Raw genomic sequence first — 13,537 nt, 5'->3', positions numbered from 1 at the left:
GCATCTAAGCGTGAAGCCCCCCTCAAGATGAGATTTCCCAGTAAGTAAGACCCCTTGAAGACGACGAGGTAGATAGGTTCGGGGTGGAAGCACGGCAACGTGTGGAGCTGACGAATACTAATCGGTCGAGGGCTTATCCATTACCCAGGAAAGTGAAGAGAAGCGTTGAAGCTTGCTCCTAGTACTTTCTCGGGGCCCGGGAAAAACCGGGAACTAATTCACGAACTTTACGCATGCATTTCGTATCTAGTTTTCAGGGTGCAAGCCATCTTGAAATGAAGTAGGATGTTTCTTGGCAGAAACATGCTTACGAAGTAAGCTTTCTGACGAAAGCTCTTAGTTTGGTGATGATGGCGGAAGGGAACCACGCGTACCCATACCGAACACGAACGTTAAGCCTTCCAGCGTCGATGGTACTTGGACCGAAGGGTCCTGGGAGAGTAGAACGTCGCCAAGCAAAAAGCAGTTGATCTTTTAATCAGATCAGCTGCTTTTTTTGTGCGCTTGAACCAGCATACCAAAATAAGACCTTAAAACTTAAAAAGAGGCCGTTTTCGAAAGAATCGATTTCCGAAAACGGCCTGCGTTTTATTCCTTTACCAATCGATAGGTCTTGCCTTTTTCGGCTTCAAATAGGATACACTCCTGTAGGGTCCTATCGACTTTGAAATCGATAAGATCGCCTGTATTGATCTCCACGACGGTTATCTCTTCTCCCGGCCATGGGTTCATAATCTTGCACAAGGTAGAGCGGCGGGCTTCTATCTCGACGAAAGTCACCCCGGCTGAAGTTCGTGCGGCGGATACCCAGAAGCCGCCGCGGGCCTGAAATCGTCGGAACGAAATTTCGGCCCAATCCGGTACGGCAGGGAACAAATGTATACGTCCGCTCCGGCTGTTAATGACCCGTTCCGGGTCTTCGTTAATTGCGATGCACAGGTCGGCATAGGTTTCGATTGTTCTTGGATGCACGCCGTCTACCGTGGGGAACCTATCCTTACATTCTCCAAGCAGTACATAAACCGGTCGGTTATGACCGGCAGGCACGCTTCGAACGGTGCGCAGCATCATCTCCTTTTCCTTCGGACCGCTATCCAGGTGGATTTCATCGGCTAAGGTAGTTGGGTAGACACCGATATACCAAGGATGACAGCCTTTGGACCACCGCGGCTTGATACCTGGAACGCCCGCATAGATAAGACCTTCGTCCGTTTCGTACGTCGGATAGGGAGGGAGGTTGTTGGCCGCATGCAGCCAATCCGCTTTCAAATTCGGATCCGTACCTAAATAATCGGCGAGCTCGGCGGCTCTGTGAAAGGTCCAGCGGAACATAGAGATTGCGCTGATCGTATCCCGGTTGTATTCGAACTTCGGCTGGATGCCCCAGCTTTCCGCTTCGACGGCAGGAACGATGTGGAAGAGACCGTCCTCCTGCAGCTCGAGATAGGATAGGTAGAAGATCGCCAGATCACGTAAAGCCGGGTATAACAATCGCTGCATTAAGGCTTCATCTGCCGCGTAATCCCACATATCCCATAGTACTTTGAGCACCTGAGCTCCTGTTTCCAGACAGAGCTCCAGCGCCGAGTTCGTGTGGACGTAACGGTCCGGCTTGACCGGAGGCAAGTACCCGTGCACAAGGATCATGCCCGGAAGGCCGTATACCTCGGAAGCATTCTTCCGAGCCGCCGGGAGCCAGTGCTCGACCAGATGCCACCACATATCCAGAGCGTCCTCCCGGGAACGGACGACCATGGGCGTATAAAACAGCTCATTATAGCATGGCAGGCTGTGCCATGGTTGAATGTCTGTTTCGATACCTGCATAGGAGGCGCTTGCCTCAAATTTGCGGGCATCGGTTCGGCACCCGCCGCTGTGCTTGCACGCCCAGTTGTTGAACAGGTGAGTTATTTCCTTATCATAATACGAATCTCCGGGATACAGCACTCGTCCATGCTCCCTTTTATCGTATAACGCATCATACCAATCGGTATTCTCCTTCAGCAAGGCTTCGAATCCGTCCGTTTCGGCTTCCAGAAGCTGCCGTTTCGCAAATTCCATAATGTCGGCAGCATCATTGGAGGTGACGACAACGGTATAGAGCGTGGCCTGACCGGAGCTGAGCCGGTGCAAGCCCGCTGTAGCCGCGGCGCCCGGTGCTTGCCGAATGCGGTCATAGTCCTTCTCGTGAAATGTCCAGCCTTCATCGGCATATGGTGGCGTGCCGAGACCAAAGCCATTTTCGACGCTTTCAAGCTCCGCATCGCTGCCGCTGACAAGTCCCATTACTACATATTCGAAGCCATCGGGAAAGGTCTTCTCGGCAGGCAGCCGCTGCCGTATCCAAAAAAATCTGCCCTCGCTGCCGCTCTCGGGAGGCTCTATCGGGCCGTTCCATGCAGCGTCACGTTCGTAATGATAGTATTCGATAGGCTGGTCGATGCCTCTAGGCAGATAGACGGGCTGCCGTTCCTCCATAGGCTTGAACTCCGTTCCTTCGGCATTCATGTACATGCGATGCGCCTGATCTCTATGGCGGTACAAACGGAATGAAAGAGGATAAGACAATCCGGAGAACTCCGTCCGCATCGCAATAACGCTGCGCTTCATCGAGAGAAGCACATCTAGCTGAAGGGAAGCTTTCCCATGAACCAGAGTGCTGGTGGTTAGTCCGCTGCTGCACTGCTGGACGGTTTGCACCGGATCGCATCCTTGGAAATCGTTGCAGCGGACGATGATCTGCCCCACCGGCTTTTGGCAAGGAAAAGGGTAGGCGCGAAAAGCGGCATAAGGCTCTCTGCGGCCGCCTCTCGGGTCAAGGGAGCCGTATTTGGGCCTGGTATTGCCTGACGGCTGAATGTCCAGGAAGCCTTCATTCGCTTGGGAATAAGCTCCCTCCCGAAGCTCCTTCAGAGTCAATACAGGCGGATCCGCTATTCTTCGATCAAAGACATCCGACTTTATCATGCTTAACGTGATTTGCTCCGGCGGGCCCCATAGAGCCGCCTTGATGGACGGGTGGTTCAGGTACAGCTTCGAGTCCATCGACCAGGCCGCTTGAGGCTGCGGACAGGTGGGGTGCAAGGTTCTCCGGATTTTTACTTGCTTAGCCATTTCCTTAAGAGGGAGATAGCCCTGCCAAGGCAGCTGATTCATTCTATTTGCCTCCTCCTCCCTGGGCCTTGGCGTCCGTCAAAGCTTTGTTGATCGTTTCCTCGGCCTCCCTTAATGCCGTATTAATATCCGTTTGATTTTTGAGCATTTTGTCGAACGAATTGCCGGGGACTCCGGCTACATCGGCGAACGTCAAGTTTGCATCGCGGATCGGTGCAGGGGCCGCGTAACGGTTATAGAAGACAGCCTGCAGGTTTTTCCCCTTTAGCGATTCAATATCCTGGCCGAACACGCCTTGGATCTTTATATCCGCAAGAGGCGTGAGCAGTGCCTTTTTGGATAACTGCGTCTGCACTTCATCCGACAGCAGGTACGCGATGACATCGAATGCCTCATCTTTATGCTTGGATTGCTTGGTCACATACATCGAGTAGAAATTAGGCTGGAAGCCGACCTTCGGGGCGTCCTTGAAGACAGGAGCTGCAGTAATGTCCCAGTTGGCGCTTGGATTTTTTTGAGACCAGGTGATCAGCTTCTCGGTAACGTTCAAGTCCATCGCTTCGGTTCCTCCGGCAAACTCCCCCGGGATGGAAATCTCGTTATTGGGCACGTCGTAGATTCGTTTGAAGTTGGCGAACAGATCCTTCCAGGCATCCGTATTGACTGCCGCCTTGTCCTCTTTTTCGCTCATAAAGCCAAGCGATCTTTGATTATATTTGAACACAAGAGGGCTGTTGTAACGAAGACCGACGTAATTTACACCATTCTCTGCCCGGGATACCTTGCGGACCAAATCATACACTTCGTCCCAGGTAATGCCGTCCTTAGGGTAAGGAACGCCGAATTTATCGAATATATCCTTGTTATATCCAAGAATCAGGTTGCTTCCCATGAAAGGAAGACCGTACAGCTTTCCGTCACCCCAGTTTTTCAAAACCTGAAGCACTATGGAATCAATCCTGTTCAAATCGAAATTATGCTTTTTGATCAGCTCCGACAAATCGTAATGAAGATCATTCGCCATAATTCTGGGCTTTACGTTGGTGCTGCTTTCTAGAATAATATCGGGAATCGTGCCGGCGGCAATCAAGTCAGGATAATCCTGTCCTTTGCCCTTATGGATATGCTCGACCTTGATATGAGGGAATTTCGCCGTAATAAAATCGCCGATCTCCTTGGAGAAGTTGTCCTCATTCGCATAGTTACCGTTTTGAGCCGTGTAAAACAGTAAGGTAAACGGTGTGTTCGCTGCAGAAGCTTCGGTCTTACCGGGGTCCCAGCTTTTTGCGGCGGGACTTTCTTGAGTGCTGCAGCCGGACATCATGACAGCCGTGACGAGCAGAAGCGAGGTTATAGCTTTCTTATTTACCAAACATGAACCCTCCCCATTTTTACCTGTGTGGATTTGAGTTCATCTTATAGTAAACTGGATATCACAATGCCATAGAAAAGTATCAAAATGCTATCCTAGATATGGTAGCGCTTACAATAGGTCAATCTTTTTCTCTCAGCTGATGTATCAGCTTTTTCACCCCTGCCGCGTACTGATGGGGAGTCATACCGAATTTTTTCTTGAACGAGTAGATGAGATAGGACGGGGAATGAAAGCCTGTCTGGACACTGATCTGCTTGATGGACAGATCCTCGGAATGAAGCAGCGCCCGTGCTTCCTCCAACCGTTTTTCGCTTGTATATTCGGTTATGGTTTTGCCGATTTGCTCTTTGAACAGCTTCGACAAATAATTGGGAGACAAATGCAAGTCCCGGGCGATGTCCTCCATTTTGAAGTGCGTTTTGTAATGATCGTTGATCCATTTCAAAATATTGTTAATATGCTGCGTCGAAGCTTGAGTGAACGGTTCTTTGGACAGCTCTTCGGCTGTATACAGCTTTCGTTGAAAATAGGAAAAGAACTGGTAAAAAAACAAAAGCACAGCTTCACGATGCATCATTTCCGGGGCGTTAGACAGGATGTCATTCATCTCACTGAATTGATTCTCGAGGTATGCCGCCTGTTCATCGGTTAAATAAAACAGCTGCCGGCTCATTTTATTATCCAGTAGTTGCGTCAGGAACGAAGACAGGTAGGGAAACGACGAAGCGTACGGTCCGATGGACGATACTTTGATCTTCAATATACTGCGGGTATAATCCGGAGGGGATTCCATACGCATGTAATGGATTTGAAACGGTTTGATCAAAATCAACGTGCGGGGACGCACTTGAAAGACCGAATCGTTGATAACGAACGTTCCGCTGCCTTCATGGATATATAATAGCTCCAAACCGTCATGGGCATGAAAATGTTCGATAGATGCGGTGTACGTATGTTTGTAATTAAAAAGGTATAAATTGTTGATCCACCTTCTAAATGTCACAATCTGCATCCGATGCACCTCCGATCCTGTTTCTACCTTATTTTAATTCCATACCGGGGAGCAAAAAACCTTTGTGACGGCAGCAAGAAGGGTAGAAAATTGTCAAAAAGAATCTGAAATAAAATTTCAAAAATGTATTTACTTTAGGAAATTTTATTTTATAATGAGATTGTAAATGTTCTTTTCCTACTTGTAAAGAAACGGGCACAAAGGAGATATCCCTTATGTTAAACGGCGGTCTGATTGGAATAAAGGAAGCGCTGCAAACGTTAAAGCCGACAGAGCAGAAGGTTGCACAATACATCGTGGATCATCCGGAGACGGTCGTCAACGCTTCCGTGCAGAAAGTAGCGGAGCTGGCGGGGGTCAGTGAAGCCACTATTGTCAGGCTGGCCCGATCTCTTCATCTTAAGGGGTTCCAGGAGCTGAAGCTGCGCATTGCGGCGGATCTGGCCAAAGCCGTTCACTCTGAAACGAACTCCTATCAGGAAATACAAATTGATGGATCGGTGCAGGATTTAATCCAATCCATCTCCCATAACAATACGCTTTCCATTCAAGATACGTTGACCGTGCTTTCGCCTAAAGATGTGGAGCGGGCGATAGACTGCTTAAGCAGCGCAAGAAGGGTGTACTTCTTTGGAGTGGGGGCCTCGGCGGTCATTGCCCAGGACTTCAAGCAGAAGCTGTCCCGGATTAACCGCTGGTGCGAGGCAGCGCCGGATTTTGATTCCCAGGCTACGCTGGCGGCTAACATGACCAAGGAGGATGTAGCCTTTGGTATTTCCTATTCGGGTCAGACGGAAAATATTATTCAGTCGCTGCAGATTGCCAAGGAATCCGGCGCAACCCTCATTTCCTTGACGAAGTTCGGGAGCAATCCGGTGGCGGAAATGGCCGATATCCGGTTATTCACGAGCTCATTGGAGCAGAGCATAAGAAGCGGCGCCATGGCATCAAGAATCGCGCAGCTGAACGTCATCGACATCCTCTATGTAGGTATAGCCAGCCGGACGTACGAGGAGAGCATCCAATCCCTGGAAAGGACGCGTAAAGCGGTTAGCGGGTCCAAGCGAAATGGATAACATAATACAACTTATTGAAGGCTGGGTAGCTGCCGGGAGCATCCCCGGGGCTGTAATCGATATTTCCGTTGGCGGCCATACAAGGCTGCAGCAGGCGTTTGGGGGCTACAGGCTTTCAAGCTCCGAAGAGAAGAAAGCGCTAACACTGGATTCGCTTTTTGATATCGCATCCTTAACCAAAGTGACGGCGACGCTGCCGGCGGTCATGCTGCTGGTGTCCAGAGGACAGATGAAGCTCGAAGACCAGGTACAGCGGTACTTCCCGGAATTTCGTCACCCGCAGGTTACGGTCCGTCACTTGCTGCAGCACTCATCCGGTCTTCCGCCGGATTTGCCGAAGGTGGACCGACTGGAAGCCCGGGATGTGATGCGCGAAGTATTCGAGCAGGAATTGATCTATGAGACGGGGACGCAGGTAAAGTACAGCGATCTGGGGTTCATTCTTCTTGGTGCCGCAGTTGAACGGATAACGGGAGAGAGGCTGAACGAATTCGTCCGCCGGGAAATTCATCTCCCGCTCGGAATGGACCATACGAGGTTCTTGCCGGAAGCGAAGGATAGGTACCGCATTGCTCCGACGGAGAAGTATAACGGAGCCTTCATTCACGGCGAGGTACATGACGAGAAGAGCTATCAGCTCGGCGGGGTGTCGGGAAGTGCGGGGCTGTTTGCCACGGCAGCCGACCTGGCGCGATACGGGAGAAGCTGGCTGCCGGCGAACCCGGGCGTACTACCGGAGGAGTGGCGCAGGCGCTGTATAACGGAGCCGTTTCTGGGACGCGGGCTTGGCTGGGAGATATGGCACGGGCAGGAGTCTGCACCGAGCTGCAGCAACCATTGGCCCCATGGAAGCTTCGGACATACCGGCTTTACCGGAACGAGCCTGTGGATAGAGCCCGTAAGCGGGCTGGTGGTAGTGTTTCTGACGAATGCCGTTCATTACGGAAGGGCAACTCCGATAAGAGAGCTGCGGCCGCTGTTACACAAAAGTATTTATTCCTCGATTCATGGGGTTAAATAAAAAAGAAGAACAATAAAGGGAGGAATAATCAACATGAAACATGTTTCTCTGGTTCTTGCAGCAATATTGGCAGCGTCACTGGCCGGTTGCAGCTCATCGAACACGCCTGCGGCCACGACGGCTCCAAAGGATAACAAGGGGGAGGCATCAACGCAGCCGCAGCAAAAAGTGAAGCTGACGATGGGCAGCTGGCGGACCGAGGATAAGGATGCCTACGAAAAAATTATTAAAGAGTATCAGAAGAAAAATCCGAACGTGGAAATTGAGTTCAAGCCGACCAAAAACACGGAATATAATACGGTATTGAATACGGCGCTTCAAACCGGCAGCGGTCCGGACATTATTCAGCTTCGTCCTTATGCGGCGGGCATTGCCCTGGCGGATGCAGGGTACCTGGAGCCGTTGGATTCGGTCAAAGGGTTAAGCGTCATGTCCAAGGATACACTGGCGGCGGCGACCGGCAAGGATGGCAAGGTATACGGCGTTCCCACCGTGTTCAGCTCCACCCAAATTTTTTATAACAAGAAGCTGTTCAAGAAATTCAATATCGAGGAACCGAAGACCTGGGATGATTTGATCAAAGCGGCGGATACGCTGAAGCAAAACAAGGTGACTCCGTTTGCCTTCGGCTCCAAGGAAGGCTGGATTTTGTCGTTGACGCACGGAGCTCTGGGGCCAGGCTTTTATGGCGCTAACGATTTTGTAAGCAAAATAACGTCGGGCCAAACGAACTTCAAGGATAAGGCGTTTGTCGACTCCATCCAGATGATGCAAGGCTTAACGAAATATTTCCCGGATAACTATGTCGGTATTTCCATGGATGACATGCGCAATCTGTTCGTTACCGAGCAGGCCGGCATGATGGTCATGGGAGACTGGGAGCTTGCGGTGATGAAGAAGATGAACCCGGCGCTGGAAATGGATGTTTTCCCGGTACCTGCTCCTGCAGGCGGCAAAGCGACGGTAACCACCTGGGTAGACGGATCGTTCTCGGTTAACAAAGCGTCCAAGAATAAAGCGGAGGCCATGAAATTCATCGAGTTTATGACGACAAAGGATTTCGGTCAGCTTGTAGCGAACGAGCTGATGAAGCCTAGCACCATTCCAGGTGTGGAAGCGGCGGATCCGATCGTCACGAAGATTTCCAAATTTGCCAACAGCATCTCTACTCCTTATATGTTTGTGGTTCATTTCAGCTCCGGCAACCCTACAACCAAGGTCACACTGGAAACGGCGCTGCAGGGTATGTATCTGAATAAGCAAACGCCGCAAGACGTTGTGGAGGAAGTGCAAAAAAGCGCGGATACCTGGTTCAAGCCTGCAGGCAAGTAAGTAAAATACAGATGGAAAAGGCGGCGAGGCGCACATGAATGGAACGAATGTTCAACTGCAAGCACCCAAGCATAAGCCTAAATCATTCAACTGGAGAAAAGGATTTATTCATCTGTTTCCGATTCCGGCCCTCGCCGTCTTTACGCTGTTCATCGTTTACCCGATTCTGGCTGCATTCAGCTACAGCTTGTTCGACTGGCAGGGCTTAAGGAAAGGCGCTTTTCTCGGTATCGGAAATTTCGTCACGCTGTTTACGAAAGAACCCTTCAATACGTATTTCTGGAATTCCCTTGCCCATAACGCGTATTATTTTGTGCTGGAAATGATTTTCCAAAACGGCATCGCTTTTGTATTGGCCTATATCATTTTCTCGAAGGTCAAGGGCGCAGAGCTGTTCAAAATGGCCTACTTTTTGCCGAGGCTCTTGTCCGTCATTGTTGTAGGCTTTCTGTGGAAGCTGATGCTGAATCCGAACTTCGGAGCCGTCAATGTGTTTCTGAAGCAAATCGGCCTGGAGCAGTGGGCGAGACCGTGGCTCGGAGAGCCGGTCACGGCGTTGACAGCCATTATTCTGGCGAACTGCTGGTTCGGTATCGGCTTCGCGGTATTGATTCTGCTGGCTGGCCTGCATTCCATCTCTCAAGAGGTGCTGGAAGCGGCCCGGCTGGACGGGGTTAAAGGATTCAGGCTGATCCGGTCGATCATATTGCCGATGATGATGCAGTCCGTCGTTATTATTACGGTATTCACCTTCGTGCAAGCCTTTGAAGCGTTTGAGCTGGTGTACGCAATGCAGGGGTCGCAGGGGGAACCGGTTCATTCGACGGATACGCTGGCCGTGTTCTTTTACCGTACGGCATTTGGCTCCTCTAGCGGCGACGGAACGGCTATCGGTCTTGGTTCGGCGCTGGCGGTCACATTATTTTTCATTATCGCTTCGTTATCGGCGGTTTTCATGGCACTGATGAAGAAAAAGGACATCGAGTAGAGGAGGGCTTGCATTGAAACATTCGCTTGGAATTCGCATTGTACAGTATGTTATTGCTTTCTTGTTCGCCGTCTTAAGTCTCTACCCGATCTTCCTCATGCTGCTTTCATCGCTGAAAACGAACATTGAAATTTTCAAAAACCCGCTCGCTTTGCCTGATGTGTGGAGTCTTGCGGCATACCGCAAGCTGCTGGAGCAGGTCCATTACTTCGACTACTTCTGGAACAGCGCAGCTGTTAGCATCATCTCCGTCGCATTGATCATCGTATTCGGCTCGCTCGCTTCGTTCTATATCGCGCGTTTTTCGTTTAAATGGAATGGGGCGCTGTTCTTCTACTTTCTATTAGGCATGATGATACCGATCAAGCTGGGGATTGTACCTCTGTTTATGCTAATGAAAAATTTGCAGCTGCTGAATACGCAATTATCGCTGATATTGGTCTATGTGGCGATAGGTCTCCCTTTGGCGGTTCTCATCTTGACGGGATTTTTCCGGACGCTGCCTAAGGAGCTGGAGGAAGCAGGGAGAATCGACGGCTGCTCGAATCTGAATATTTTGGTGCGCATTATTGCGCCGTTGATGAGGCCGGCGTTGGGCACGGTTATGATCATGAATTTTATTACTGTCTGGAACGATTTCTTCTTTCCGTTAATCTTCGTTCAAGAGGAAGCGAAAAAGACGATTCCCGTAGGTATGCTGACGCTGTTCAGCGAGTACTCCACGGACTGGAGCGTGCTGTTCGCGGGGCTCACGCTGTCGTCGCTGCCGATGATCATTTTGTTCGCCGTGGCATCCAAGCAGTTCATGGAAGGGATGACTGCCGGAGCCGTCAAATAGGATGGCAAAGCAGCCGGTATTGGCCGTATCCGACAAGGTTAATAAACGAGGCTTTCGATGAAAGGGGGATTGCGGCTGATGGATAAGAGGGAACAAGCAGAGGAAGAGCTCAGGAACCGAAGATATATCGGGATCGATGGCGGAGGGACCAAGACCGCCTGCATCATCGGCGACGGCACCGGCCGCATATTGGCCATCTGCTATGGAGAATCGAGCAGCATCAAATCCCGTCCGTGGGACGAAGTAAAGCGCGTGCTGAAAGAGCTTATTGAACAAGCGATGGAGCTGTCTAGGAGTCCTATGGACCAATTGGCCGGAGTGTTTCTCGGCTTGGCCGGGGCGGACCGGCCGGAGGAGAGGAAACGCTTGTATGCGTTCATGCGGGAGCTGCTCCCCGAGCATGCCACCATTACGGTTCATAATGATGCGATTACCGCGTTGGCGGCTGGCACCTGGGGGGAAGGCGGCATTGTTCTCATCTCGGGAACGGGATCTATCGCCTACGGCTATTTGCCGGAAAGCGACACTTATGTCCGTGTAGGCGGATGGGGATATTTGCTGGGTGATGAGGGCAGTGGCTATGATATTGGCAGACAGGCCTTGGTGGCTGTCATGAAGGAGCATGACGGGCGAGGAGTGAAGACCCGGTTGACGGAGCAGCTATTGGCATATTGGTCGCTGTCCGACCCTAATCAGATCATCAGCTATGTGTACAGCCAGGCGAATCCTCGTACGGTGATTGCCGATGCGGCCAAATGGACCTTGATGACAGCAGAGCAAGGGGATGAAGTGGCGGAGAAGATTGTACAAAAGGCTGCTGCCGAGCTGGCCGAGCTTATCATTACGGCAAAAAGAAGGCTGGCCGAGCTGCGTCCGGATGCCGATGTATCCCGGCTGCCGGTTGTACTAAGCGGAGGATTATTCGCAAACGAGGGGTTCGTGCGCCGGCTGTCAGCCCATGAAGCTGTCGCGGCAAGCGGGCTAAGCCTAAGAAGGCTTGGCATCCCGCCTGCGGCCGGCTGCTATATTCTTGCGTTAAAGCAAGCGGGAATACAAATAACCGATAACATCAAACAGCATATTGCCGACTGGGAGGCAGGAGGGGAAGCGACAGTTGGATAAAAGCACAGTACAACCCGTAACCGAGCAGAGGAACGCCAAATCAGCGCAATTGGACCAGCTTAGCGTTCCTGAAATTATCCGATTAATGAATGAAGAAGACCAGACGGTTGCCAGCTCCGTGCAGCGATCGCTGCCACAGATCACTCGTGCTGTCGAAGCGATAGTGGAAGTGATGAGGCGTGGAGGGAGGTTATTCTACGTAGGAGCCGGAACTAGCGGGAGATTAGGCGTGCTGGACGCCTCCGAGTGTCCGCCGACATTCGGCGTCGACAAGTCGCTTGTCACCGGACTGATAGCCGGGGGAGAGACGGCCATTACGACGGCGATTGAAAATGCGGAGGATGACGATGAAGCGGGAGCGAGGGAGATCGAAGCGCATGTCACGGCTAACGATGCCGTAGTAGGCATTGCAGCCAGCGGCAATACGCCTTATGTCATCGGCGCGATCCGTCGTGCGCGGGAGATAGGGGCAATGACCGCAGGCATCTCCTGCAATGAGAGCACTAAGCTTAGCCAGGCCGCAGAGTATGCCATTGAAGTGCCGGTAGGCCCAGAGATCGTCACCGGCTCCACCCGTCTCAAAGCGGGAACGGCAACCAAGATGGTGCTGAACATGATTACGACGACGGCGATGATCCGGCTTGGTAAGGTATATGGCAACCTGATGGTCAACGTGCAGGCGACCAATGAGAAGCTTCGCGACCGGGTAGTAAGAATCGTAAGCGAAGCTGCCAAGGTGGACCGCGAGGTGGCTGCGGCCTTTGCCCATCAGGCAGATGGCGACGCCCGAGTGGCGATCCTGATGATCCGCTTCGGCGTAGAGAAGGAACAGGCGGTAGAAGCGCTGACGGAGTGCGGCCAGCATTTTGGTGAGGCGATCAAGTGGCTGGAGAGGAAAAGCTTGGCCTAGCGGCCAAGCTTGAGTCTTTTGGGAAGCCTGAAGTGCTTGAACTATTTCGATACATTCCGGTGGGGTATACCCCTCCAGCCGCTGTTGAAACCCGTGAAAGTTGATTCTATTTTTATCAGTATTTTCACGGGTTTCAAAGGCGGACGCTATCGCTCCTCCGAGGCATACCCCACTCTCCATTTATAGCATAGTTCTCGCAAAACAGGATTTCTCAACAACCTGAAGCTTGGCCTAGACGGCAAGCTTTTTTTGTAGGAGGAGGAGTAAGGCAGGGACATCGGCTCCGGACGTGGAGACCGAATCGCTGTTTCAGCTTCGCCTTATACAATGGGCAAATCATGTATGGACTAAGCAATAAAACAATTCGCTGTGCGAAGCCCATCATCGTTCGTGAACGCGTTAAGTCGAGGGCAGGTTTCAATTAGGCTTTTTGAAGCGCAAGTCACGAGAAACAGGAAGAAGCAGGCTGGCCATGAAGATAAGTGGCACAGCCTGCTTTGTATTAAGGTGTGGCAGATGATGGCTCAGCCCTTATCTTCCGCTGAGGTATCCATCACCGTGCAGCTTCCGGGATAGCCGTCGTTTTGGATCATTTCATCTAGATGCTCCCGCATCTCTTCATCTCCGGCTCTATCGGCCACGAGCTTCGCAGGCGGCTGGTGAAACTCCACAAGACCCTTAGGTTTCGCGTCGGTCATTCGTATCCCTCCTCTTCTATGTTCTCTTTTGAAAGCATAAAACGTCTTGTA

General features: G+C 51.4%; 11 protein-coding genes and 2 rRNA genes. 9 read left to right on the top strand and 4 right to left on the bottom strand.

Features of this window, described 5'->3' with window-relative positions:
- Both GGC63_RS28130 and rrf read left to right on the top strand, forming a co-directional pair.
- Positions 1-141 (top strand): 23S ribosomal RNA (locus tag GGC63_RS28130); the annotation flags it as partial.
- Between the two features lie 199 nt (positions 142-340).
- Positions 341-457 (top strand): 5S ribosomal RNA (rrf, locus tag GGC63_RS28125).
- A 131-nt stretch (positions 458-588) separates the two neighbouring features.
- Here rrf and GGC63_RS28120 read toward each other — a convergent pair.
- The 3 genes from GGC63_RS28120 to GGC63_RS28110 form a co-directional block, all read right to left on the bottom strand.
- Entirely contained in the window at positions 589-3,156 is a 2,568-nt protein-coding gene (locus tag GGC63_RS28120) for a glycosyl hydrolase family 95 catalytic domain-containing protein (protein WP_192705126.1), read from the bottom strand.
- Between the two features lies 1 nt (position 3,157).
- Positions 3,158-4,486 carry an ABC transporter substrate-binding protein gene (locus GGC63_RS28115; RefSeq protein ID WP_192705125.1) on the bottom strand — a complete coding sequence of 443 codons (1,329 nt, stop codon included), beginning with the start codon at positions 4,484-4,486 and terminating at the stop codon, positions 3,158-3,160.
- Positions 4,487-4,607: 121 nt separating this feature from the next.
- Positions 4,608-5,501 carry an AraC family transcriptional regulator gene (locus GGC63_RS28110; RefSeq protein ID WP_192705124.1) on the bottom strand — a complete coding sequence of 298 codons (894 nt, stop codon included), beginning with the start codon at positions 5,499-5,501 and terminating at the stop codon, positions 4,608-4,610.
- A 215-nt stretch (positions 5,502-5,716) separates the two neighbouring features.
- On the opposite strand from GGC63_RS28110, the gene GGC63_RS28105 reads away from it, so the two are divergent.
- From GGC63_RS28105 to murQ, 7 genes are all read left to right on the top strand, one after another.
- Positions 5,717-6,577, top strand: a complete 861-nt coding sequence (locus GGC63_RS28105) for a MurR/RpiR family transcriptional regulator (protein ID WP_079914006.1) — start codon at positions 5,717-5,719, stop codon at positions 6,575-6,577.
- A complete protein-coding gene (locus GGC63_RS28100; protein ID WP_192705123.1) occupies positions 6,570-7,598 on the top strand; it encodes a serine hydrolase domain-containing protein in 1,029 nt (342 codons plus the stop codon). The genes GGC63_RS28105 and GGC63_RS28100 overlap by 8 nt, the downstream gene beginning before the upstream one ends.
- 33 nt (positions 7,599-7,631) lie before the next feature.
- Positions 7,632-8,930, top strand: a complete 1,299-nt coding sequence (locus GGC63_RS28095) for an ABC transporter substrate-binding protein (RefSeq protein ID WP_079914008.1) — start codon at positions 7,632-7,634, stop codon at positions 8,928-8,930.
- A gap of 34 nt (positions 8,931-8,964) precedes the next feature.
- Positions 8,965-9,918, top strand: coding sequence for a carbohydrate ABC transporter permease (locus tag GGC63_RS28090; RefSeq protein ID WP_192705122.1), 954 nt, complete (start codon positions 8,965-8,967; stop codon positions 9,916-9,918).
- Positions 9,919-9,931: 13 nt separating this feature from the next.
- Positions 9,932-10,756, top strand: a complete 825-nt coding sequence (locus GGC63_RS28085; RefSeq protein ID WP_192705121.1) for a carbohydrate ABC transporter permease — start codon at positions 9,932-9,934, stop codon at positions 10,754-10,756.
- 78 nt (positions 10,757-10,834) lie between these two features.
- Positions 10,835-11,878 carry an N-acetylglucosamine kinase gene (locus GGC63_RS28080; RefSeq protein ID WP_192705120.1) on the top strand — a complete coding sequence of 348 codons (1,044 nt, stop codon included), beginning with the start codon at positions 10,835-10,837 and terminating at the stop codon, positions 11,876-11,878.
- Positions 11,871-12,788 (top strand): N-acetylmuramic acid 6-phosphate etherase, encoded by a 918-nt coding sequence (murQ, locus tag GGC63_RS28075; protein ID WP_192705119.1) that lies wholly within the window; start codon positions 11,871-11,873, stop codon positions 12,786-12,788. The genes GGC63_RS28080 and murQ overlap by 8 nt, the downstream gene beginning before the upstream one ends.
- Positions 12,789-13,312: 524 nt before the next feature.
- On the opposite strand, the gene GGC63_RS28070 is transcribed toward murQ, so the two are convergent.
- A complete protein-coding gene (locus GGC63_RS28070) occupies positions 13,313-13,486 on the bottom strand; it encodes a hypothetical protein (RefSeq protein ID WP_192705118.1) in 174 nt (57 codons plus the stop codon).
- Positions 13,487-13,537: the final 51 nt, after the last annotated feature.

Source organism: Paenibacillus sp. OAS669 (assembly GCF_014873645.1).
Taxonomy (GTDB): domain Bacteria; phylum Bacillota; class Bacilli; order Paenibacillales; family NBRC-103111; genus Paenibacillus_S; species Paenibacillus_S vulneris.
This window is presented reverse-complemented; position numbering and strand designations above follow the sequence as displayed.